Here is a 22,028-nt window from a genome sequence, read left to right on the forward strand (position 1 = left end):
ATCGGTCAAATTAGCACATCCAACATACAGGACAGTGGTTATGTTCAGGCAGTTGAGAAAAACACTGGTTGCGACACTGATTGCCGCCGTGACGGTGGGTCAGGTGTTGCCCGCTTTCGCTGACTCGTCCGATTCATTGCCGGACATGGGCACCACGGCAGGAAGCACGCTCTCCATCGGGCAGGAGATGCAGATGGGTGATTATTACGTACGCCAGCTGCGCGGCAGTGCTCCGCTGATTAACGACCCTTTGCTGGTGCAATACATTAACGGCCTGGGGATGCGTCTGGTGGCGCACGCCGACTCGGTAAAAACGCCCTTCCACTTCTATTTAATCAATAACGACGAAATCAACGCCTTCGCCTTCTTTGGCGGGAACGTGGTGCTGCATTCGGCGTTGTTCCGTTATTCCGATAACGAAAGCCAGCTGGCGTCCGTCATGGCGCACGAAATTTCGCACGTCACCCAGCGCCATCTGGCGCGTGCGATGGAAGATCAGAAGCGTAACGCCCCGCTAACCTGGGTGGGCGCGCTGGGTTCTATTCTGCTGGCGATGGCCAGCCCGCAGGCCGGGATGGCGGCGCTTACCGGGACGCTGGCGGGTACGCGTCAGGGGATGATCAGCTTTACCCAGCAGAACGAGCAGGAAGCAGACCGCATCGGCATTCAGGTTTTACAGCGTTCCGGCTTTGACCCGCAGGCCATGCCGAGCTTCCTGGAAAAGCTGCTCGACCAGGCACGCTACTCGTCGCGCCCGCCTGAAATTCTGTTGACCCACCCGCTGCCGGAAAGCCGCCTCTCGGATGCGCGTAACCGTGCCAATCAGATGCGTCCGGTCGTGGTGCAGTCTTCGCAGGATTTCTACATGGCCAAAGTGAGAACGCTTGGCATGTACAACTCCGGACGTAATCAGCTCACCAGCGATCTGCTGGACGCGCTGGCGAAAGGCAACGTGCGCGAGAAAAACGCGGCGCAGTATGGTCAGGCGCTCCAGGCGATGGAGGCCAGCAAATACGATGAAGCGCGAAAAGCGCTACAGCCGCTGCTGACGGCGGCGCCTGACAATCCGTGGTATCTCGACCTCGCCACCGATATCGATCTGGGGCAGAAAAAAGCGACCGATGCGATTAATCGCCTGAAAGGGGCGAAAGATCTTCGTAATAATCCAGTATTGCAGCTTAACCTGGCGAACGCCTACCTACAGGGCGGCCAGCCCGGCGAGGCGGTGACCATTCTGAACCGCTACACCTTTAACAATAAAGATGACCAGAACGGCTGGGAGCTGCTCGCCCAGGCCCAGGGGCAACTGGGTAACCGCGATCAGGAGCTGGCCGCGCGTGCGGAAGGTCTGGCGCTGGCGGGTCGTCTCGATCAGGCCATTTCCCTGCTGAGCAGCGCCAGCTCGCAGGTGAAGCTTGGCAGCCTGCAACAGGCCCGCTACGATGCGCGAATCGACCAGCTGCGCGGCCTGCAACAACGCTTTAAGCCGTACGAGAAGATGTAATAAAGGAGAAGTCATGACAGACGCGGTAAAAATTTACCATAACCCTCGCTGCTCCAAGAGCCGAGACACCCTCAGCCTGCTGAAGTCTAACGGCATCGAACCGGAAGTGGTGCTGTACCTGGAGACGCCGCCGGACGCGCAGACTATCCGCCAGCTGCTGAAGATGCTGAACATGGGCAGCGCACGCGACCTGATGCGTCAGAAAGAAGATCTGTATAAGTCGCTCAATCTGAACGATACCAGTCTCACTGAAGATCGGCTGATTCAGGCGATGGTCGACAATCCAAAGCTGATTGAGCGCCCGATTGTAGTGGCAAATGGCAAGGCGCGTATCGGCCGTCCGCCGGAAGACGTGCTCGAGATCGTCTAATCGTTACGCCGCAGCGCTTCCAGAAACGCCTGCGGCGTACGCTCTCCCAGCTTTTTCTGCGCTTTTCCCCGGTTGTAAAACTCACACAGTTGGATCAACAGCTCTCCCATCGGTTCACTGTTCACCCGCGGAATGATTTCGCGTAACGGCACGGTGACCTGAAGGGCGAGATAATACTGTGAATGCACTTTTACGGTGACGTTATGCTCCGGCAAGTTCACTTCTAGCCCAAAAGTCTCAACAGATTGAATATCAGCCGGACAGGCAGCCAGCACCTCGTTCGTCCAGCGGGTCAGCAACTGCGGCGATACGCCAGCATAAAGCCGGGCGTAACACCAGCCGCTGACGGGTTCACGCGCCCAGAGCAGGTGTTGCTCGCCACCGTCGTCCATATGCAGCGACAGCGGCTGATGATGCAGGAGTAGCTTCTGCGGCATGATCCCGGCCTTCAGCGCCTTTTTGCCCTGCAACGACGCCCCCTTTTGTTTTAGCGAGGCTGGTTTGAGGTAGCGGTTCAGGGTCGCGCGGGAAACGGCGATCCCGAGTCCGTCATTCACCAGCAGCAGCAGTTCATCCAACGGTGCCCCTGTGATATCCCGCAGGGCATTTATCAGTGCCGCCTGCTCTTGTCTCAGCGCTTTGTGTATCACTTTTGGCGTTGTGTGGTTATCCGAAACCTGGTCGCGGTTGCGCCAGCGCCTGACGGTGGTGACCGAGATCCCCAGCTCAACGGCAAGTTCCCTGTCGCTTTTATCTGACTGCTGAAGATAACGACGGATACGCGGTGTGGTGGTGGCGTTGGCATGCAGTTTGATTTCCATCGCGTCCCTCCGGAACTAATCTTATGAGATTTATATCAGAGCAGCGAATGCTTTGTGACCGATTTCACCTTTCGCTCGCCGCGCTTCACTGATAATCCACAGACATAACATAAACAACACCTCTCAATCTTGTACGGAGTTCACAATGAACAATGTTCTGGGATTTCTTGAAGCAAAACTGATGCCGCTGGCGGCGAAAACGGCCCAGCAGCGTCATCTTGGGGCCATTCGCGGCGCCTACGTTTCATTCATGCCGTTTATCATCGTCGGCTCCATTCTGCTGGTGATCTCCTCCTTCCCGAATCAGGCCTATCAGCAGTTTATGTCTCAGGCCTTTGGTGAGAGCTGGAGTGCAATTATAGAGATCCCGTTTAACGCGGTGTTCTCAACCATGTCGCTGTTTATCAGCTTCCTGGTGGCCTACCGCCTGGCTGAGCATTATGGCGAGGACCGCATCTCCTGCGGCATCCTGGCGCTGGTCGCGTTTCTGATCCTGACGCCCTTTATCAAAGTGGCGGAAAACGGCGGCATTACCGTGATGCCGGTGGAGTGGATTGGCAGCAAAGGGCTGTTCGTGGCGATGATCGGTTCCCTGCTGTGGACGGAACTGTTCTGCTGGCTGAAGCGCAAAAAGCTGGTCATCAAAATGCCGGACGGCGTGCCTCCGGCGGTGCAGGAGTCGTTCGCGGCCCTGATCCCGGCCCTGCTGGTGATGATTCTGGTGCTGCTTATCCGCATCATCTTTGAAAACACCCACTATCACACCATCCACCAGTTTATTTATGAAGTGGTTGCCACCCCGGTGCGCCACTACGGCACCTCTTATTTCGGGGCGCTGATGACCGTATTCAGCATCACCATTCTGTGGTCAGTGGGCATTAACTCCGGTTCGATGATCAACGGGATTATTCGCCCGCTGTGGATGGAGAACCAGACCGACAACATCGCCGCGATCCAGGCGGGAACGACGCCGCCGCACATCATCACCGAACAGTTTTTTGACATGATCTGGATGGGCGGCGCGGGCGCCACGCTGTCGCTGGTGATTGCGATGCTGATTTTCGCCCGCAGCAAAAACATGCGCGAAGTAGCGCGCCTCGGTGCGGGCGCGTCGGTGTTTAACATCAACGAACCGATCCTGTTTGGCCTGCCGGTGATCATGAACCCGATCATGCTCATCCCGTTCAATCTGGTGCCGCTGGTGCTGGTCACCGTGCAGTATGCGGCGATGAAAATTGGTGCGGTCGCCGTCACCACCGGGGTGTTTATCCCCTGGACGCTGCCGCCGGTTATCAGCGGCTTTATCGTCACCGGGCACCTGAGCGGCAGCGTGATGCAGCTGATCAACCTGCTGATTGGCGTCATGCTGTACCTGCCTTTCATGCGTATCGTGGATAAACAGTACCGCGCCGCGGAGCTGACTACCGCTACGCAAACCGACACCACCCTTGCAAAACAGGAGTAAAGCATGTGGGGAATTATCGCAACCTGGCGAATGGCGCTTGAAGGCGTCACGGAATCTGCGTCTGCGCTGGCTGCGGGCAAACCTGTCGCTCCGGCGGTGGTGGATGCCGTCGCCGCCGTCGAGGACTTTCCGTTTTATAAATCCGTCGGCTACGGCGGGCTGCCGACCGAGAACGGCGAGGTGGAGCTGGACGCGGCCTATATGGACGGCGACACGCTGGCGTTCGGCGCCGTGGGCAATCTGGTGGATATCGCCAACCCGGTGCGCGTGGCGCACGCACTCAGCCGCCAGCGCTATAACAGCCTGCTGGTCGGCCAGGGCGCGCGCGAATGGGCGCTGAGCCAGGGCTTTGCCGACAAAACCATGCTCACGGATCGCGCCATGCAACACTACCGTAAGCGCTGCCGCGAAACGCTGGACAAGGGGTTAAGCCCCTACGACGGACATGACACCGTCGGCATCATCGGCCTCGATAAACAGGGCTCGATGAGCGTCGCCACCTCCACCAGCGGCCTGTTTATGAAAAAACGCGGCCGCCTCGGTGACTCACCCATCATCGGCTCCGGCTTTTACTGCGACAGCGAAACCGGCGCGGCCACCGCCACGGGCGTCGGTGAAGATCTGATGAAGGGCTGTACCAGCTACGAAATCGTTCGCCGGATGGCGCAAGGGATGACGCCGCAGCAGGCGGCGGATTCGGTGGTGTTCGAACTGGAAGACAAGCTGATGTCGCGCTTCGGTCGCGCGGGCGATCTCTCCGTGGTGTGCATGAACAGCAAAGGAGAATTTGGCGCCGCAACCAACATCAAAACCTTCTCGTTTGTGGTGGCGACGGCTCGCCAGCCCCTCACCGTTTTCCGTACTGAACGCCTGCGGGAGAAAACGCACTATCACGCGGTAGATGAGGAGTGGATGCAGGCCTATGCCGCGCGGATCCGCGCACCGATTGAGGAGTCATGATGATCACATACCAGTTTATCAACGCGCTTTCAGACGCGAAGCCGCAAAGCCATTTGATTGCGCGCGCTGACAGTTCCCTGATACCGGAAAGCGCTCTTGTCGCTGAAATGCGCCAGCAGAGCACCGTCGCGGACGCGCGCTTTGGCTGCGCGCCGTTTGCCCGCATCACCCTGTTTCCGGATGCGCTCTGGCATGACGCCCTGACCGAAGGGTTGCTCACCGCCCTGCGACCGCTGCTTGCCGCCCCCGCCAGCGCCGAACTCGTGCTGGACGTGACGGATATTGACGATGTGGTGCTGGCGCAGGTACTGCGTTTTCTCTTTAATCAGGCGCACAGGCTCAGTGACCTGAAGCTGAAGAAGACGGACGAAGCGCTGCGTCTTACCTGCATCACTGCCCTCTGCTTGCCGGAACAGCAGGCGAAGCTGGAGACGACCTTCCGCCAGCAGCAGACCATTGCGCTCGGCATGGTTGCGGCGCGACGTCTGGCGGATATGCCGTCCGACCGCTGCACGCCGCAGTTTGTGGTGGAAGAGGCGCAAAAACTGTGTGCCGCCAGCCCTGCCCTGCGCTGCGAGGTGTTGGATGAAAAGCAAATTGTTGAGCAGGGGCTGGGGCTACTGCACGCCGTTGGCAAAGGGGCGACCTGCCCACCGCGTCTGCTGGCTATTCACTATAACGGCGTGTCTGATGGCCCGGTGCGCTGCTACGTGGGAAAAGGCATTACATTTGACACCGGCGGCCTGTGGCTGAAGGAAGGCGCGGGCATGTACACCATGAAATATGACATGTGCGGCGCGGCTAACGTGCTCGGGCTGATGCTGACCGTTGCGGAGCTGAAATTACCCGTGCGCATCATGGGCGTGCTGGCGCTGGCGGAAAACGCCATCGGCCCCGACGCCATGCAGCCCGGCACGGTGGCGATGGCCTGCAACGGCACCACCGTTGAAATCAACAATACCGATGCCGAAGGCCGGCTGGTGCTGGCAGACGCTATCGCCTGGGCGAGTCAGCGCCATCCGCAGGCTCACTATATCATTGATATGGCGACCTTAACCGGCGCAGTCGTCAAAGCGCTGGGCTATGAATTGAGCGGGTTAATGACGGAGGATGAGCCGTTGCGTCAGGCACTGACGCTCGCGGGCAAACGGAGCGGCGACGAGGTGTGGTCCCTGCCGCTGGATGCGCGGCTGAGAAAGCAGACCGACAGCGCCATTGCCGATCTATGCAACACGCCGACCAACAATGCGGCGATCAGCGCCTCGGCGGCGTGGCTGCTGCATCACTTCTGCCCGCTGACCATTCCGTGGGCGCATCTGGATATCAGCGGGACGGCGCTGTGGCGTGAGAACGGCAGAAGCGTGGCATCGGGAAGACCGATTCCGCTGCTGGTGGAGCACTTGTTGGGGGATCTTTAGCCGGGTGGCGGCTGCGCCTTACCCGGCCTACAAGGTATGACGGGTTTTCGTAGGCCCGGTAAGCGCAGCGCCACCGGGCAAAAAACTCAAAGCTTAAGAATATCTTTCACAAACGGAATGGTTAGCTTGCGCTGCGCGGTAATAGACGCGCGATCGAGCTGATCGAGCGTGTCAAACAGCGTGCGCATTTCCCTGTCCAGGCGTTTAAGCAGGAACCGACCCACGTCCTCCGGCAGCTCAAACCCACGCTGCTTAGCGCGCAGCTGAAGCGCCTGGAGTTTGTCTTCATCCGACAGCGGTTGCAGCTTGTAGATTTGCCCCCAGTCCAGACGAGACGCCAGATCCGGCAGCCCCAGATTGAGCTGGCGCGGCGGACGATCGCCGGTGATCAGCAGCCGGGTTTTGCCCGACTCCAGAATGCGGTTGTAGAGGTTAAAGATCGCCATTTCCCACGGTTCGTCCCCCGCCACGCATTCGATATTATCGATGCAGACCAGGGAGAGATGTTCCATGCCCTCCAGCACCTCAGGCACAAACCAGGTGCGTTTATCCAGCGGCACATAGCCTACCGCGTCACCGCGCGCCGAAAGCTCCGCACAGGCGGCATGCAGCAGGTGGCTGCGTCCCGCGCCTTCGCGTGACCAGATATAGATGTATCCGCTGTGTTCCTGGCGCAGCACGTTTTGCAGTGCAGCCAGTAAAGAGGGGTTATCACCCGGCCAGAAACTCGCGAAAGTTTCGTCGTCAGGGAGATAAAGTGGCAGAGAGAGCTGTGCCGGTCCGTTCAGAAATACCTCAACCAGAGATCTTACATAAAATCGGAATGGAGTTTAACACGGAACCTGCAAGGAGAGAACCGGGCGATCCTTCGCCCGGCATGACGATCAATGTGGCGCTTTTTCGCTTTCGTCTGCGTCCAGCACCACCTCTTCCGGGCGGATCACCGAGATCAGCTTGAAAATCAGGCTCAGGCCGACGCCGACGATGGTCGCCAGCGCCATACCCTTCAGCTCTGCCGCGCCGATGTGCACCTTCGCGCCGCTCACGCCGATAATCAGGATAACGGAGGTCAGGATCAGGTTCTGCGCCTTGCTGTAATCCACTTTGGATTCAATCAGCACGCGAATACCGGAGGCACCGATCACCCCGTACAGCAGCAGAGAAACGCCGCCCATCACCGGAACCGGGATAATCTGGATCGCCGCCGCCAGTTTACCAACGCAGGAGAGCAGAATGGCGATGATCGCCGCGCCGCCGATAACCCAGGTGCTGTAGACGCGGGTGATCGCCATTACGCCGATATTCTCACCGTAAGTCGTGTTTGGCGTGGAGCCGAAGAAACCAGAGATGATGGTGGAGAAACCGTTGGCAAACATGGAGCGATGCAGGCCCGGGTCGCGGATCAGGTCGCGCTTCACGATGTTCGCCGTCACCACCAGGTGGCCGACGTGCTCAGCAATCACCACCAGCGCGGCAGGCAGAATAGTGAAAATAGCGAACCATTCAAAGCGCGGGGTGTAGAAGGTTGGCAGCGCGAACCAGTGCGCCTCGGCAATCGGGGTGGTATCCACAACGCCCATCACGAAGGAGAGCGCGTAACCCGCCAGCACGCCGATCAGGATCGGGATAATCGCCATAAAGCCGCGGAAGAGGACGGAACCGAAAACCGTCACGCCCAGCGTCACCAGCGAAATAATGATGGTTTTGGAATCCGGTGACTGACCGTCCGCAGGCAGCAGCCCGGCCATGTTCGCCGCCACGCCCGCCAGCTCCAGGCCGATGACGGCAACGATGGCCCCCATTGCCGCAGGCGGGAACATCACGTCCAGCCAGCCGGTACCGGCTTTCTTCACAATGAAGGAGACCAGGCAGAACAGCACGCCGCACATGATAAAGCCGCCCAGCGCGACCTCATAACCCAGCGGCAGCAACAGCAGAACCGGGGAGATAAACGCGAAGCTCGACCCGAGATAGGCCGGGATTTTGCCTTTACAGATGAAGAGGTAAAGTAGCGTACCGATGCCGTTAAACAGCAGCACGGTAGCCGGGTTAATGTGAAACAGGATTGGCACCAGCACGGTTGCGCCAAACATGGCGAACAGGTGCTGCAAACTAAGCGGGATTGTCTGTAAAAGCGGCGGTCTTTCACTCACCCCGATAGCACGGCGCGTCATAGTGTTTTCCTCTGAGTGTCAGTGTTGGTTTTTATTCAAAAAAAAGCCGACTATCAAAGTCGGCTTCTTTATCGTTATTCGATTATTTAGTACCAAAAATCTTATCGCCGGCATCGCCGAGCCCCGGGATGATGTACCCGTGCTCGTTCAGTCCCTGGTCGACAGACGCGGTATAGAGTTCAACGTCCGGGTGCGCTTTTTCCAGCGCCGCGATACCTTCCGGCGCCGCAACCAGCACCAGCACTTTGATGCTGCTGCATCCCGCTTTTTTCAGCAGGTCGATGGTGGCGATCATCGAACCGCCGGTCGCCAGCATCGGGTCAACCACCAGCGCCATACGCTCGTCGATGTTAGAGACCAGCTTCTGGAAGTACGGGACCGGCTCAAGCGTCTCTTCGTTACGGTAGATACCCACCACGCTGATACGCGCGCTTGGGACGTGCTCCAGCACGCCTTCCATCATGCCCAGACCCGCACGCAGGATTGGCACCACGGTAATTTTTTTACCTTTGATCTGCTCAACCTGTACCGGACCGTTCCAGCCTTCGATGGTCACTTTTTCCGTTTCCAGATCAGAGGTCGCTTCGTAGGTCAGCAGGCTACCCACTTCAGAAGCCAGTTCGCGAAAACGCTTCGTGCTGATGTCATGCTCACGCATCAGGCCCAACTTGTGTTTAACGAGTGGGTGTTTCACTTCCACAATCTTCATTCTCTTTCTCCTCTGAGGTGGCATCCGCAAAAAAATCGCGGGATTATACCGCTTTTTTCGGATTGCGCCATACCCATCTTGCTTGACGTATATCAATCAAAGTGATTTAGAGACAAAAAAACCGGAGGCGAAGCTCCGGCTTGGGTGCGGGATTCTGCCGGGTGGCGCTAACGCTTACCCGGCCTACACATCCCGTAGGCTCGGTAAGCGCAGCGCCACCGGGCAATTATAGCTGCTCTCCGTTGCTGGCAATCACCTGCTTATACCAGTCGAACGATTTCTTCTTGCTGCGGTTCAGCGTGCCGTTACCTTCGTTATCTTTATCGACAAAGATAAAGCCGTAGCGTTTTTTCATCTCGCCGGTGCCGGCCGAGACCAGGTCGATACAGCCCCACGGGGTATAGCCCATCAGATCCACGCCGTCTTCCACCACCGCTTTTTTCATCTCGCGGATGTGTGCGGAAAGGTAGTCGATGCGGTACTGGTCGTTCACCGTGCCGTCGCTCTCCTGCACGTCGATCGCGCCAAAGCCGTTCTCAACAATAAACAGCGGCAGCTGGTAGTGATCCCAGAACCAGTTGAGGGAGTAGCGAAGCCCCACCGGGTCAATCTGCCAGCCCCAGTCCGATTTCTGCACGTACGGGTTAGAGACCAGGCTCTTGCTCTCGTCGTAGTCCAGCTGCGGGTTGTCCGCCGTCGCTTTGGTGGCGAAAGACATGTAGTAGCTGAACCCGATGTAATCCACGCAGCCCTGCGTCAGCGCCACTTTATCTTCTTCGGTGATATCCAGCGCGAAGCCGCGACGTTCAAAGTAGTTGAGCAGATGCTGCGGATACTTGCCGCGCACGTGAACGTCGGTGAACCAGTAGCGACGATGCATGGCGTTCATCGCCATCATCATATCGTCCGGGGCACAGGTCAGCGGATAGATGGGGCACATGGCAATCATGCAGCCGATTTGCAGCGACGGGTTGATCTCGCGCCCCGCCTTCACCGCCAGGGCACTGGCCACCAGCTCATAGTGCGCCGCCTGGAACATCACCGGCTCGCGATCTTCTCCCGGCGCATATTTCAGCCCGGAGTTGGTAAACGGCGCAAAGTCTTCGTGGAAGTTGGCCTGGTTGTTGATCTCGTTAAAGGTCATCCAGTACTTCACTTTATGCTGGTAGCGCTCAAAAACGACCTTCGCGAAGCGAACAAAGAAGTCGATCAGCTTACGGTTGCGCCAGCCGCCGTATTCCGTCACCAGGTGGAAAGGCATCTCGAAGTGGGAAAGCGTGATCACCGGCTCGATGCCGTGCTTCAGGCACTCGTCAAAAAGATCGTCATAGAATTTGAGTCCCGCTTCGTTCGGCTCCAGCTCGTCGCCTTTCGGGAAGATACGCGTCCAGGCGATGGAGGTGCGGAAGCATTTGAACCCCATCTCGGCAAAGAGTTTGATGTCTTCTTTATAGCGGTGATAAAAGTCGATGGCTTCGTGGTTTGGGTAATTTTTCCCCTCCAGCACGCCGTTGGTGATTTCACGCGGTACCCCGTGGGCGCCTGCCGTCATGACATCGGCAACGCTCACGCCCTTGCCGCCCTCTTTCCAGCCGCCTTCGAGCTGGTGCGCCGCAACGGCCCCACCCCACAGAAAACCTGCTTTAAATCCTGACATTCGCTATCCCTCATTCTGCGTTATTTTCTGCAAAAACAGTTACAGAAACCGGTTTCAGTTTGATGATGTGCAAAGGGGATAGCCGTTGCAAGCAGATCGCCGAAACCGGTTTCATTTTCGTGAACAGAGTCAAGTTTGTTGCCCTGGACAGCCCGCACAGAAAAAAAGATCCTCGCGCCGAGAATAGGCTCGCAAACGTTTGCCTGGACTGTTAGAATTGCGCCGATTTTTCTTACTAGCTATGCAATCGCGTGGGGATTTAAGCCGTGACCAACAAAACTTCTCTCAGCTACAAAGATGCCGGTGTTGATATTGACGCAGGTAATGCGCTGGTTGACCGAATCAAAGGTGTGGTGAAAAAAACCCGCCGCCCGGAAGTGATGGGTGGCCTGGGTGGATTCGGCGCACTGTGCGCGCTGCCGCAAAAATATCGTGAACCTGTGCTGGTCTCGGGTACGGATGGTGTCGGTACAAAACTGCGCCTGGCGATGGATCTTAAGCGTCACGATACGATTGGTATCGATCTGGTGGCGATGTGCGTCAACGACCTGGTGGTACAGGGCGCCGAGCCGCTGTTCTTCCTCGATTACTACGCGACCGGCAAGCTGGACGTGGATACCGCAGCCAGCGTCATTAACGGTATCGCCGAAGGCTGCCTGCAATCCGGCTGTGCGCTGGTCGGCGGTGAAACCGCGGAAATGCCTGGCATGTATCACGGGGAAGATTATGACGTCGCAGGCTTCTGCGTCGGCGTGGTAGAAAAATCAGAAATTATCGACGGCAGCAAAGTGGCTGACGGCGATGTGCTGGTTGCGCTGGCCTCCAGCGGTCCGCACTCCAACGGCTACTCTCTGGTGCGTAAAATCCTCGAAGTGAGCGGTTGCGACCCGCTGACCACCGAGCTGGACGGCAAACCGCTGGCCGATCACCTGCTGGCCCCGACGCGCATCTACGTGAAAAACGTGCTGGAGCTGATTGAGAACGTTGACGTGCACGCCATCGCTCACCTCACTGGCGGCGGCTTCTGGGAAAACATTCCGCGCGTGCTGCCGGACAATACCCAGGCGGTGATCGACGCATCCTCATGGCAGTGGCCGTCCGTCTTCAACTGGCTGCAAACCGCAGGCAACGTGAGCTCTCACGAAATGTACCGCACCTTTAACTGCGGCGTGGGCATGGTTATCGCCCTGCCCGCCAGCGAAGCGGATAAAGCGGTTAAACTGCTGACAGAAAAAGGTGAAAACGCGTGGAAAATCGGTACGATTAAAGCTTCCGATTCCGAACAGCGTGTGGTCATTGAATGAAAAACATCGTGGTGCTCATTTCCGGCAACGGAAGCAATTTGCAGGCAATCATAGACGCCTGCAAACAGAAGAAAATCAATGGCACCATTCGGGCAGTATTCAGCAACAAGGCCGATGCATTCGGCCTTGAGCGCGCGCGGGAAGCGAACATTCCTGCGCACGCGCTGGAAGCCAGCCAGTTCGCCGGGCGTGAAGCCTTTGACCGTGAGCTGGTGCAGGAGATTGACGCCTACGCACCTGACGTGGTGGTGCTGGCAGGCTACATGCGCATCCTGAGCCCGGCTTTTGTTGCACACTACGCCGGACGACTGCTCAATATCCACCCTTCCCTGCTGCCAAAATACCCCGGTCTGCACACCCATCGTCAGGTGCTGGAGAACGGCGATGAGGAGCATGGTACCTCCGTGCATTTCGTCACCGACGAGCTGGACGGCGGTCCGGTCATTTTGCAGGCAAAAGTACCGGTCTTTGACGGCGACAACGAAGACGACGTGACCGAACGTGTGCAGACGCAGGAACACGCCATTTATCCGCTGGTGGTAAGCTGGTTTGTCGATGGACGTCTGGAGATGCGCAACGGCGCAGCCTGGCTGGACGGCGTGAAGTTGCCCCCGCAGGGTTATGCGGCTGAAGAGTAGTCTGTTTGAATTGCCCGGCGGCGCTTCGCTTGCACGGGCCTACGGTCCCGTAGGTCGTGGTAAGCGCAGCGCCACCCGACACCCCCTCCCCCAACCCTCTAAATTCCCCAACAAAAAAATAACTGTCATACTTTTCTGGCACTGTTGGACATATCGTGGAAATGCTCGCCATAATAAGGACGAGACGGATTTACCACGTCCTGTGATTGAACTGGAGTGTGAGCTGTAATGGGTCAGGAAAAGTTATACATCGAGAAAGAGCTAAGCTGGTTAGCATTCAACGAACGTGTACTTCAGGAAGCGGCCGATAAAAGCAACCCGCTGATTGAACGTATGCGTTTTTTAGGCATCTATTCCAACAATCTGGATGAGTTCTACAAGGTTCGCTTCGCCGAACTGAAACGCCGAATCATCATCAGCGAAGAACAGGGCTTGAACTCCCACTCCCGGCATCTGCTTGGAAAAATCCAGTCTCGCGTCATGAAAGCCGATCAGGAATTTGATGGCCTCTATAACGAGCTGCTGCTGGAAATGGCACGCAACCAAATCTTCCTGATCAACGAACGCCAGCTCTCCGCGAATCAGCAAAACTGGCTGCGCCACTATTTCAAACATTATCTGCGCCAGCATATCACCCCGATTCTGATCAACCGTGAAACCGATCTGGTGCAGTTCCTGAAAGATGATTACACCTATCTGGCGGTAGAAATCATTCGGGGTGAGACCATTAACTACGCGCTGCTGGAAATACCGTCTGATAAAGTCCCACGCTTTGTAAACCTGCCGCCGGAAACCCCGCGCCGGCGTAAGCCGATGATCCTGCTGGATAACATCCTGCGCTACTGCCTGGACGATATCTTCAAAGGCTTCTTCGATTACGACGCGCTCAACGCCTACTCGATGAAGATGACCCGTGACGCCGAGTACGATCTGGTGCATGAGATGGAGGCCAGCCTGATGGAGCTGATGTCTTCCAGCCTCAAGCAGCGCCTGACGGCGGAGCCGGTGCGGTTTGTCTATCAACGCGATATGCCGGACGCGATGGTGGAGATGCTGCGCGATAAGCTGACCATCTCCCGCTACGACTCCATTATCCCCGGTGGGCGTTACCACAACTTTAAAGATTTCATTGGCTTCCCGAACGTCGGCAAGGCCAATCTGGTGAACAAACCGCTGCCGCGCCTGCGCCATATCTGGTTCGATAAGTTCCGCAACGGGTTCGACGCCATCCGCGAACGGGATGTGCTGCTCTACTATCCGTATCACACCTTTGAACACGTGCTGGAATTGCTGCGTCAGGCCTCGTTCGATCCGAACGTGCTGGCGATCAAAATCAACATTTATCGCGTGGCGAAAGATTCCCGTATCATCGATGCGATGATCCACGCGGCGCACAACGGCAAGAAAGTGACCGTGGTGGTTGAGCTCCAGGCTCGCTTCGACGAGGAGGCCAACATCCACTGGGCGCGCCGACTGACGGAAGCGGGCGTACACGTCATCTTCTCCGCGCCAGGGCTGAAAATTCACGCCAAGCTGTTCCTGATCTCCCGTAAAGAGGGCGACGACGTGGTGCGCTACGCCCATATCGGTACCGGGAACTTTAACGAGAAAACCGCGAGAATCTACACCGACTATTCGCTGCTGACTGCCGATGCCCGCATCACCAACGAAGTGCGTCGGGTGTTCAACTTCATTGAGAACCCGTACCGCCCGGTGAGCTTCGATTATCTGCTGGTGTCACCGCAGAACTCACGGCGCCTGCTGTACGATATGATCGATAAAGAGATTGCCAATGCGCAGAACGGCTTGTCGTCCGGCATCACGCTGAAGCTCAACAATCTGGTGGACAAAGGGCTGGTGGACCGCCTGTACGCGGCCTCCAGCTCCGGCGTTCCGGTAAATCTGCTCATTCGCGGCATGTGCTCGCTCATTCCGGAACTGGAAGGCATCAGCGACAATATCCGCGTGATCAGCATTGTGGATCGCTATCTTGAACACGATCGCGTCTATATTTTCGATAACGCCGGTGATAAGCGCGTATACCTCTCGTCCGCCGACTGGATGACGCGTAACATTGATTACCGTATTGAAGTGGCGGCACCGCTGCTGGATCCTCGCCTGAAGCAGCGTATCCTGGACATTATCGAGATCCTGTTCAGCGATACGGTGAAAGCACGTTATATCGACAAAGAACTCAGTAATCGCTATGTACCGCGCGGCAACCGCCGTAAAGTGCGCTCGCAGCTGGCGATTTACGATTACATTAAATCACTTGAGCAATCCGATTAACCTATGCCAATAAACGATAATACCCCACGCCCGCAGGAGTTCGCCGCGGTCGATCTTGGCTCAAACAGTTTCCATATGGTCATCGCCCGCGAGGTGGATGGCGCGATGCAGATCATCGGTCGTCTGAAGCAGCGTGTGCATCTGGCCGATGGTCTCGACGCGCGTAACATGCTGAGCGAAGAGGCCATGGAGCGCGGGCTGAACTGTCTGTCGCTGTTCGCAGAACGTTTGCAAGGCTTTTCGCCGTCCAGCGTCTGCATCGTCGGGACGCATACGCTACGCCAGGCGCTGAACGCGCCGGAGTTTCTTAAGCGCGCGGAAAAGGTTATCCCCTACCCGATAGAGATCATCTCCGGTAACGAAGAAGCGCGCCTGATTTTTATGGGCGTGGAGCATACGCAGCCGGAAAAAGGCCGCAAGCTGGTGATTGATATCGGCGGTGGTTCCACGGAACTGGTGATTGGCGAAGACTTCGAGCCGCGTCTGGTGGAAAGCCGCCGTATGGGCTGCGTCAGCTTCGCGCAGATGTATTTCCCGGGCGGCGTCATCACCCGCGAAAACTTCCAGCGCGCGCGCATGGCCGCCGTACAAAAACTGGAAAATCTGGCCTGGCAATACCGTATTCAGGGCTGGAACGTGGCGCTGGGCGCGTCGGGGTCGATTAAAGCGGCCCATGAAGTGCTGCTGGCAATGGGTGAAAAAGACGGGTTTATTACGCCTGAGCGCCTTGTGAAACTCACCGAAGAGGTGCTTAAGCATAAGAGCTTCGACGCCCTGAGTTTGCCGGGTCTGTCCGACGAACGTAAAGCCGTGTTCGTACCGGGGCTGGCGATCCTCTGCGGCGTGTTTGACGCGCTGGCGATCAAAGAGCTGCGCCTCTCTGACGGCGCCCTGCGTGAAGGTGTGCTGTATGAGATGGAAGGCCGTTTCCGTCATCAGGATATTCGCAGCCGCACCGCGCAGAGCCTGGCCAACCAGTACAACATCGACCGCGAACAGGCGAAACGGGTGCTGGAAACCACGGTTCAGATGTACGAGCAGTGGGAGGAGCAGAATCCGAAGCTGGCGCATCCGCAGCTGGCCGCGCTGTTGAAATGGGCCGCCATGTTGCACGAGGTGGGGCTGAACATTAACCACAGCGGAATGCATCGCCATTCGGCCTATATTCTGCAAAACAGCGATCTGCCTGGCTTCAACCAGGAGCAGCAATCCATGATGGCGACGCTGGTGCGCTATCACCGCAAAGGCATCAAGCTCGACGATCTGCCGCGCTTTACGTTATTTAAGAAAAAGCAGTTCCTGCCGCTCATTCAGCTGTTGCGCCTGGGCGTGTTGCTCAATAATCAGCGACAGGCAACCACCACGCCGCCGACGCTGAAGCTAAAAACGGATGACTATCACTGGACGCTGAGCTTCCCGCACGACTGGTTTAGCCAGAACGCGCTGGTGCTGCTGGATCTGGAAAAAGAGCAGCAGTACTGGGAAGCGGTCACCGGCTGGCTGTTGAAGATTGAAGAAGAGAGTTCTGAGGCGGCAGCGTAACGGCTCAGGCGCTCTCCTGAGAAGGCTGCGTGTTGAGCAACGTATCAAGCTCAGTCGGCAACCCAATCAAATAGCCCTGCACATAATCGATACCTAGCGCGTGCACCGCGCTACGTATCTCTTCCGTTTCCACATATTCCGCCACCACCAGCATTTTCTTCATCCGGGCCAGATGGCAAATGGAAGCCACAATCTGGTAATCCAGGCTGTTGCTGACAATATTGCGAATAAAACCGCCATCGATTTTGAGAATGTCTGCGTCCACGCTTTTTAACCGCGCATAGCTGGCGTAGCCCGTGCCAAAATCATCAATGGCGATCCGGATGCCCATTTTTTGTAATTTCCTGAGGGTCGACGCCGCCAGATCCGCATGACCAAAGGCGCTGCTTTCGGTCACTTCAAAGATCAGCTGCCACGCTTCAACGGCGTATTTGGCTAACAGGCGGCTCACTTCAAGCGGGAACTGCGCCCTGTAGGCGGTAGAAGGTGCGAGGTTGATCGCAAAGCGCTGGCCCGGCAAACGCTGGCGGTGCTGTGCCAGAAAACTCAACGTACGCTCCAGTACCCATAAATCAACACGCGACGATAAACCAAACTCCTGTGCAATGGGCAGGAACTGCTCGGGAAAGATCAGTGCCCCGTTATCATCACGCATTCGCAGCAGCACCTCGTGATAACAATCACCGCGCAGCCCGCGAACAGGCTGAACCAGCAGGGTAAAAGCGTCCTGCTCCAGCGCGGCCTGCAAACGACTCATCATCGCGACCTTATCTTTCAGGCTACGCTGCAAATGAACAGCCCCGCGCTGCTGAAGATTTTCCGGGTGGTTGGTAGAAAGGGAGAGATCGGCCACGATGCCCAGTTCCCCCAGCACCAGATAGAGATGATTGACGGGTGAGCGTACATAGCAATAGCTCACGCCGACCTGAGGCTGTACCGGCATACCATCCCAGATAAAAACAAATTGCTTGATATGCTCGTCCAGCGTTTCAATGCGCTGTTGATGCGACTCCGCCTCCAGACGCACCGCCATGTCATACCCGGTGAGGTGATAGACTCGCTCATTGGGCTGAAGGGTGCCGTTTATCCATTGCGCCAGCTGCTGTTTATACTGGATCCGCAGCATCACGCCGTAATTGCGTCCCAGCACCTCCAGCTCGGGCACGCGCAGTAAACAGAGCGCTGACCACGGATGACTGGCCAGCTCGCGCGACAGCGCCCGCAGGTTGGGCATATGCACCACCGGATCGAGAAAAGCCTGACTGCGGGAGCGAATATTGATGGCCCGCTGGCGTGTCGCCAGCATCGACATGTACGTCACAACGAAGGAAAAGACCAGATAGCTGGATGAGGTGATCGCCAGCTGAATGCCATAACCCTCTTGCACCGGAATGTAGTGATAAAAAAAGTGAATCGACACCAGCAGGACCGGCGTCCAGATGAGTGACATCAGCTTGTAGCCAAAGCGCATCGCCCCCCAGAGCATCACGGGCATCAGTAGGGACAAGGTGTAGTTGGTACTGAAAATGGAACTGTTTGCATTCATGGGCAGCAGCAGCATGACCAGCAACCCGCCCAGGGCTATAAACCACACCACAAACTCAAAGGCCGTCACCTTTTTGTCTATTTGCGCGCGGAGCTGGGACATCAGTCCCTTGATATAGCGCGGATGACGTATCAGGCGGATCAGCAGGTAGCTTAGCGGCACGCCCGTCAGCCCGCTCACCAGCAGCCCCTGATAGTTAATAAGGGTCCGAATATTGAGGGGATTCAGTCCTGCGAGGCTCTGGCGGCTCTCATAGACGCCGAGATAGACCGCAAACTGAAACAGCAGCAGAAATAGCGTTGCCGGGCAAAACACCTGCCAGAAAATACGCTGCCCCATCAGGCGTATGTCACCGTAAGCGGTCATATTGCGCCGGGGCGCAAACACGCGATAACCGCCCCAGCTGAGCACCAGAGGAACGATAAAATGCAGAATGCCGGCCATGGCTTCAAATAACCCAACGGAGGGGTAATAACGTAAAAACAGCGACACCACCACCCCGGGGAGGGCTTCCAGGCCAAAGAATAACATCAGCGTCAGCAAAAAGGAGAGCGGGAGATAATAGAGCGCAACGATACCGTCGCCCAACTGCGTTAAGGTATTAGCCACACTAAGCACCGGGAGTAACACGACGGGTAAAATAAGAGGAAGTGCCCACCAGCGGTCTTTATTTTGCTTCAGGATGTGGTGAATATTCATAGATGCTCGTTTACAACCCTTGCGCTCCAGAGGGTAAATGAAGACAGGCATCCAACCTGACGTACACGTTGCCTGGAAATTCCTGGCAAGCACAGTGGAGGAGGGATTTTAAATAGCAACGACGGGATGCGGTTGACCTAAATCAAATTAATTTATCTGAATAAACCTTTTTCACGTTTTTTTTGAATATTTTTCCTGTAATTATCAATGCGATAAATAAAAGCGTTGTTTTTAATAACATAAATTAATGTAAGCATTGACGCTATTTTACATTTCGCCGAATTGACCCTGACTTGCGGCTGTGCCTTAATAGCCGTATCGCCCAAAAGGGTATACTCAGGAAAAGAAAGTGAGTCAGGCTACGCGTATGCGAAAACGACATCGATTTAACACCCGGATGACCCGCATCATACTGCTTATCAGTTTCCTGTTTTTCTTTGGCCGCTTTGTTTATTCCTCCATTGGCGCCTGGTATCACCATCAGGACAAAATTCAGTCGCAGCAATCAGGTCTTGTGGTGGATTCGCCCGAGCGCTAAAGCGTGTTCGCTCCCGGAAGACAAACTGTATCACACTGTATCCCGAGCGCTACGCTGACAAACCGGTACAAAACGCCCGCAAAAGCAAACATCCCCGATACATAAAAATGGTCTTCTGTATCCCTCGCCATAATAAACTGATGAGGAGAGAAACAGATGATTCGTCGATATTTCCTGCTTCCTGTATTTGCGCTGACGTCCTTTGCTGGCGCAATGGCCGCACCGTTGGATGGTCTGAGCGCCGCTGATGTCAACGGTCCAGCCGCCGTCGCCCCGCCTGAACAACCCCAGCCGCCAGCAAAACTGATTGTCGATCCGCCGCTGGCGGGACCGCTAAGTAAAGGTGCGGTCTTTATTCAGTACCGTGTCGAAAACCTGCGCATTGAACCTGTATTTGGACCCGACGCGCTGAAAGTCACTCCGCGTATCGGCCATATTCACGTTGTGGTGGATGACGCGCCCTGGCACTGGGCTGATACCAGCGGCGAGCCGGTGATCCTGGTCGGGCTGCCCGCAGGAAAGCACAAGGTGACGATCGTCGTTGCCGACCCGGCGCATAAACCCATCGACCATAAAACCGTTGAATTCACCGTGCCGCCACATGCCGCGATCCATCACTTTTAAGGAGCCTGTTATGAAAGCATTGTCTGTATTAACAGCGATGGTGCTGGCGGTTTCCACCAGCGCGTTGGCAGAGACGAAAGCCAGCGTGGTGCTGGTGCACGGGGCGTTTGCCGACGGCAGCAGCTGGAATAAGGTGATTACCCGGCTGCAAAAACACCATACCGAGGTCATTGCGGTACAACTTCCGCTCACGTCTCTGAAAGATGATGTCGCCGCCACGCAGCGTGCTATCGCCCGGGCTCATGGGGATGTGGTGCTGGTCGGTCACTCCTGGGGCGGGACGGTAATCAGCGAGGCGGGAAACAATGCCCGCGTGAAGTCACTGGTTTACGTTGCCGCTTTTGCGCCGGATTCCGGCCAGTCGACGGCAGCTCTGGCAAATAGCTTCCCTGCTCCGCCAGGGAGCGCCAGCCTCGCTAAAACCACAGAGGGGTATTTATATCTGCCGACAAAAGCGGTCAGCGAGAATTTTGCCCCTGACGTAAAGGACGTTGAGCGCAGCGTGATTGCCGCGACGCAGAGCCCCATTAAGGCCGATGCGTTTGGGGAGAAAATCGCGCATGCCGCCTGGCATGACAAACCGAGCTGGTATGTGGTCAGCAAAAATGACCGGATGATCAATCCTGAGCTAGAGCGCGCAATGGCGAAGAAAATCAACGCCAACACCACGGAGGTAGCGGCAAGCCATGTATCGATGGTCAGCCAGCCGGACGTCATTACCCGTACGATTGAACAGGCGTTATCGGGTCAACAGTGATAAAAAAGCCCGCATGATGAACGGTCCGACTTCGGGCCACGCCATCCTGCGGGCTTTATGCACTTCCGGCTCCTGCAACGGGGTTATGTGCGGTTTTGTCACAAACGCACCTTCCCCCTCGCTGAACCATCAGAAGCTGTACGTCACCTTCAAACTTCCCACAGGAGACGTTTTTCGCTGAACAATGGGGCTATCGCCAGCCTCTCCCGTCAGCTGCGTAACGCCAGCTGCGGCAAGCAGGCTCCAGCGGGAGGTAAGCTTATGGGTCCAGTCCAGGTTCAGCGAATACGCATATATTCCCGATCCGGCATCGTGTCGGGCAAAACCCGATGCGGCCGACTGGGCGGCATTCACCCCGTAGTAGGTTTGCACATACTTACTGGATCCCCAGCTACCGGTCAGCGCCAGCGTTAACGCATTTTTCGGAGATGTATAGAGCGGGCTGGCAATGCCGAAATGCACAGCTTCACCATTGTCTCTCTCAGAAACCGGGACCTCTGCCTGCAACTGCACGGTCAGCCAGTCAGTCACCCTGTATCCCAGCCCTGGCACAACGATAGCTGAGCCTTTAATGTCACCCATTCCTCGCAGGTCGTCGCTGCCGGAGGCGATCGAATCGCTGCTTACGTCGCGATCCTTACGTCCTGCGCGATAGCTCAGCGCTGCGTTGTAGTCCAGGTTACCAAAGCTGTTGCCGTAGCCGATCCCCCGCGTGGTGCTGACAAAAAAACCATTGGCCATCGCGTAATCAACCACCTGAGCCGCAGAGACCCGGCTCTTGTCCGAACCGGAATAGCGTGGCGCAACATCCACGCCGCCTCCCAGGGTTAACACGTTGCCCTGAGGCTGATCTGCCGCCAGGGTCGGGGTAGCCAGTAACGCCAGGACGGCCCCCGGCAAGATGCTTTTCATGCTGCGACCGATGCGTGAACGGGGGAAACTATTACGCAGTGTGATGTTTCTCATTAAAGAAGCCCTTTGGATTCAGATGATTGCGATACAAGCGGTGTTAA

General features: G+C 56.6%; 19 protein-coding genes. 12 read left to right on the forward strand and 7 right to left on the reverse strand.

The window, feature by feature from the left end:
• Positions 1-40: 40 nt before the first annotated feature.
• Together bepA and arsC are read left to right on the forward strand one after the other, a co-directional pair.
• Positions 41-1,504, forward strand: a complete 1,464-nt coding sequence (gene bepA / locus SK50_RS18365) for a beta-barrel assembly-enhancing protease (RefSeq protein ID WP_017692947.1) — start codon at positions 41-43, stop codon at positions 1,502-1,504.
• A gap of 13 nt (positions 1,505-1,517) precedes the next feature.
• Positions 1,518-1,874 carry an arsenate reductase (glutaredoxin) gene (gene arsC, locus SK50_RS18370; RefSeq protein ID WP_017383503.1) on the forward strand — a complete coding sequence of 119 codons (357 nt, stop codon included), beginning with the start codon at positions 1,518-1,520 and terminating at the stop codon, positions 1,872-1,874.
• Here the strand turns inward: arsC and SK50_RS18375 are convergent.
• The gene (locus SK50_RS18375) at positions 1,871-2,695 is read right to left on the reverse strand and encodes a homeodomain-like domain protein (protein ID WP_017383504.1); all 825 of its coding nucleotides are present in this window, start codon (positions 2,693-2,695) and stop codon (positions 1,871-1,873) included. The two genes, arsC and SK50_RS18375, sit on opposite strands and share 4 nt — an antisense overlap.
• 145 nt (positions 2,696-2,840) lie before the next feature.
• Here SK50_RS18375 and celB point away from each other — a divergent pair, with 145 nt between their 5' ends.
• Genes celB through SK50_RS18390 form a run of 3 tightly spaced genes read left to right on the forward strand, consistent with a single transcriptional unit; the run spans position 2,841 to position 6,538 of the window.
• Positions 2,841-4,160: a PTS cellobiose transporter subunit IIC gene (celB, locus tag SK50_RS18380; protein ID WP_048229802.1), complete on the forward strand. Its 1,320-nt coding sequence runs from the start codon at positions 2,841-2,843 to the stop codon at positions 4,158-4,160.
• Between the two features lie 3 nt (positions 4,161-4,163).
• Entirely contained in the window at positions 4,164-5,120 is a 957-nt protein-coding gene (locus tag SK50_RS18385; RefSeq protein ID WP_017383506.1) for a N(4)-(beta-N-acetylglucosaminyl)-L-asparaginase, read from the forward strand.
• Complete coding sequence (locus tag SK50_RS18390; RefSeq protein WP_017692946.1) at positions 5,120-6,538, forward strand: leucyl aminopeptidase family protein; 1,419 nt, start codon at positions 5,120-5,122, stop codon at positions 6,536-6,538. Before SK50_RS18385 ends, SK50_RS18390 begins: the two co-directional genes overlap by 1 nt.
• 86 nt (positions 6,539-6,624) lie before the next feature.
• Here the strand turns inward: SK50_RS18390 and SK50_RS18395 are convergent, their stop codons facing one another.
• From SK50_RS18395 to SK50_RS18410, 4 genes are all read right to left on the reverse strand, one after another.
• On the reverse strand, positions 6,625-7,326 hold the full coding sequence (locus tag SK50_RS18395) for a DnaA inactivator Hda (protein WP_166792068.1): 702 nt from the start codon (positions 7,324-7,326) through the stop codon (positions 6,625-6,627).
• A gap of 96 nt (positions 7,327-7,422) precedes the next feature.
• A complete protein-coding gene (gene uraA / locus SK50_RS18400) occupies positions 7,423-8,712 on the reverse strand; it encodes a uracil permease (RefSeq protein ID WP_017692944.1) in 1,290 nt (429 codons plus the stop codon).
• 82 nt (positions 8,713-8,794) lie between these two features.
• Positions 8,795-9,421: a uracil phosphoribosyltransferase gene (gene upp / locus SK50_RS18405; protein ID WP_003860560.1), complete on the reverse strand. Its 627-nt coding sequence runs from the start codon at positions 9,419-9,421 to the stop codon at positions 8,795-8,797.
• A 226-nt stretch (positions 9,422-9,647) separates the two neighbouring features.
• Entirely contained in the window at positions 9,648-11,078 is a 1,431-nt protein-coding gene (locus SK50_RS18410) for a 6-phospho-beta-glucosidase (protein WP_023295128.1), read from the reverse strand.
• Between the two features lie 266 nt (positions 11,079-11,344).
• Here SK50_RS18410 and purM point away from each other — a divergent pair, with 266 nt between their 5' ends.
• From purM to ppx, 4 genes are all read left to right on the forward strand, one after another.
• On the forward strand, positions 11,345-12,382 hold the full coding sequence (gene purM / locus SK50_RS18415; protein WP_017383509.1) for a phosphoribosylformylglycinamidine cyclo-ligase: 1,038 nt from the start codon (positions 11,345-11,347) through the stop codon (positions 12,380-12,382).
• Complete coding sequence (gene purN, locus SK50_RS18420; protein ID WP_006811493.1) at positions 12,379-13,020, forward strand: phosphoribosylglycinamide formyltransferase; 642 nt, start codon at positions 12,379-12,381, stop codon at positions 13,018-13,020. Before purM ends, purN begins: the two co-directional genes overlap by 4 nt.
• Before the next feature lie 228 nt (positions 13,021-13,248).
• A complete protein-coding gene (ppk1, locus tag SK50_RS18425) occupies positions 13,249-15,309 on the forward strand; it encodes a polyphosphate kinase 1 (protein ID WP_017692942.1) in 2,061 nt (686 codons plus the stop codon).
• 3 nt (positions 15,310-15,312) lie between these two features.
• Positions 15,313-16,851: an exopolyphosphatase gene (gene ppx, locus SK50_RS18430; protein ID WP_048229804.1), complete on the forward strand. Its 1,539-nt coding sequence runs from the start codon at positions 15,313-15,315 to the stop codon at positions 16,849-16,851.
• 4 nt (positions 16,852-16,855) lie between these two features.
• Here ppx and SK50_RS18435 read toward each other — a convergent pair whose 3' ends face one another.
• Positions 16,856-19,096 (reverse strand): EAL domain-containing protein, encoded by a 2,241-nt coding sequence (locus SK50_RS18435; protein WP_017383511.1) that lies wholly within the window; start codon positions 19,094-19,096, stop codon positions 16,856-16,858.
• A gap of 367 nt (positions 19,097-19,463) precedes the next feature.
• On the opposite strand from SK50_RS18435, the gene SK50_RS23405 reads away from it, so the two are divergent.
• The 3 genes from SK50_RS23405 to SK50_RS18450 all read left to right on the forward strand — a co-directional run bounded on the left by SK50_RS23405 (position 19,464) and on the right by SK50_RS18450 (position 21,015).
• Entirely contained in the window at positions 19,464-19,634 is a 171-nt protein-coding gene (locus tag SK50_RS23405; protein WP_017383512.1) for a YfgG family protein, read from the forward strand.
• 156 nt (positions 19,635-19,790) lie between these two features.
• A complete protein-coding gene (locus SK50_RS18445) occupies positions 19,791-20,258 on the forward strand; it encodes a DUF6130 family protein (RefSeq protein ID WP_045344311.1) in 468 nt (155 codons plus the stop codon).
• 10 nt (positions 20,259-20,268) lie between these two features.
• Complete coding sequence (locus SK50_RS18450) at positions 20,269-21,015, forward strand: alpha/beta fold hydrolase (RefSeq protein ID WP_048229805.1); 747 nt, start codon at positions 20,269-20,271, stop codon at positions 21,013-21,015.
• Positions 21,016-21,144: 129 nt separating this feature from the next.
• Here the strand turns inward: SK50_RS18450 and SK50_RS18455 are convergent, their stop codons facing one another.
• The gene (locus SK50_RS18455) at positions 21,145-21,981 is read right to left on the reverse strand and encodes a MipA/OmpV family protein (RefSeq protein ID WP_045142501.1); all 837 of its coding nucleotides are present in this window, start codon (positions 21,979-21,981) and stop codon (positions 21,145-21,147) included.
• Positions 21,982-22,028: the final 47 nt, after the last annotated feature.

Origin of the sequence: Enterobacter sp. BWH64, from assembly GCF_001037645.1 — a bacterium.
In the GTDB taxonomy this organism is placed as follows: domain Bacteria; phylum Pseudomonadota; class Gammaproteobacteria; order Enterobacterales; family Enterobacteriaceae; genus Enterobacter; species Enterobacter hormaechei_C.

Coding starts and splice junctions, on each gene's coding strand:
- upp (WP_003860560.1), bottom strand. CDS start 9,421: ATGAAGATTGTGGAAGTGAAACACCCACTCGTTAAACACAAGTTGGGC.
- ppk1 (WP_017692942.1), top strand. CDS start 13,249: ATGGGTCAGGAAAAGTTATACATCGAGAAAGAGCTAAGCTGGTTAGCA.
- purN (WP_006811493.1), top strand. CDS start 12,379: ATGAAAAACATCGTGGTGCTCATTTCCGGCAACGGAAGCAATTTGCAG.
- SK50_RS18375 (WP_017383504.1), bottom strand. CDS start 2,695: ATGGAAATCAAACTGCATGCCAACGCCACCACCACACCGCGTATCCGT.
- SK50_RS18450 (WP_048229805.1), top strand. CDS start 20,269: ATGAAAGCATTGTCTGTATTAACAGCGATGGTGCTGGCGGTTTCCACC.
- uraA (WP_017692944.1), bottom strand. CDS start 8,712: ATGACGCGCCGTGCTATCGGGGTGAGTGAAAGACCGCCGCTTTTACAG.
- ppx (WP_048229804.1), top strand. CDS start 15,313: ATGCCAATAAACGATAATACCCCACGCCCGCAGGAGTTCGCCGCGGTC.
- celB (WP_048229802.1), top strand. CDS start 2,841: ATGAACAATGTTCTGGGATTTCTTGAAGCAAAACTGATGCCGCTGGCG.
- SK50_RS18455 (WP_045142501.1), bottom strand. CDS start 21,981: ATGAGAAACATCACACTGCGTAATAGTTTCCCCCGTTCACGCATCGGT.
- SK50_RS23405 (WP_017383512.1), top strand. CDS start 19,464: ATGCGAAAACGACATCGATTTAACACCCGGATGACCCGCATCATACTG.
- arsC (WP_017383503.1), top strand. CDS start 1,518: ATGACAGACGCGGTAAAAATTTACCATAACCCTCGCTGCTCCAAGAGC.
- bepA (WP_017692947.1), top strand. CDS start 41: ATGTTCAGGCAGTTGAGAAAAACACTGGTTGCGACACTGATTGCCGCC.
- SK50_RS18385 (WP_017383506.1), top strand. CDS start 4,164: ATGTGGGGAATTATCGCAACCTGGCGAATGGCGCTTGAAGGCGTCACG.
- SK50_RS18435 (WP_017383511.1), bottom strand. CDS start 19,096: ATGAATATTCACCACATCCTGAAGCAAAATAAAGACCGCTGGTGGGCA.
- SK50_RS18410 (WP_023295128.1), bottom strand. CDS start 11,078: ATGTCAGGATTTAAAGCAGGTTTTCTGTGGGGTGGGGCCGTTGCGGCG.
- SK50_RS18445 (WP_045344311.1), top strand. CDS start 19,791: ATGATTCGTCGATATTTCCTGCTTCCTGTATTTGCGCTGACGTCCTTT.
- SK50_RS18390 (WP_017692946.1), top strand. CDS start 5,120: ATGATCACATACCAGTTTATCAACGCGCTTTCAGACGCGAAGCCGCAA.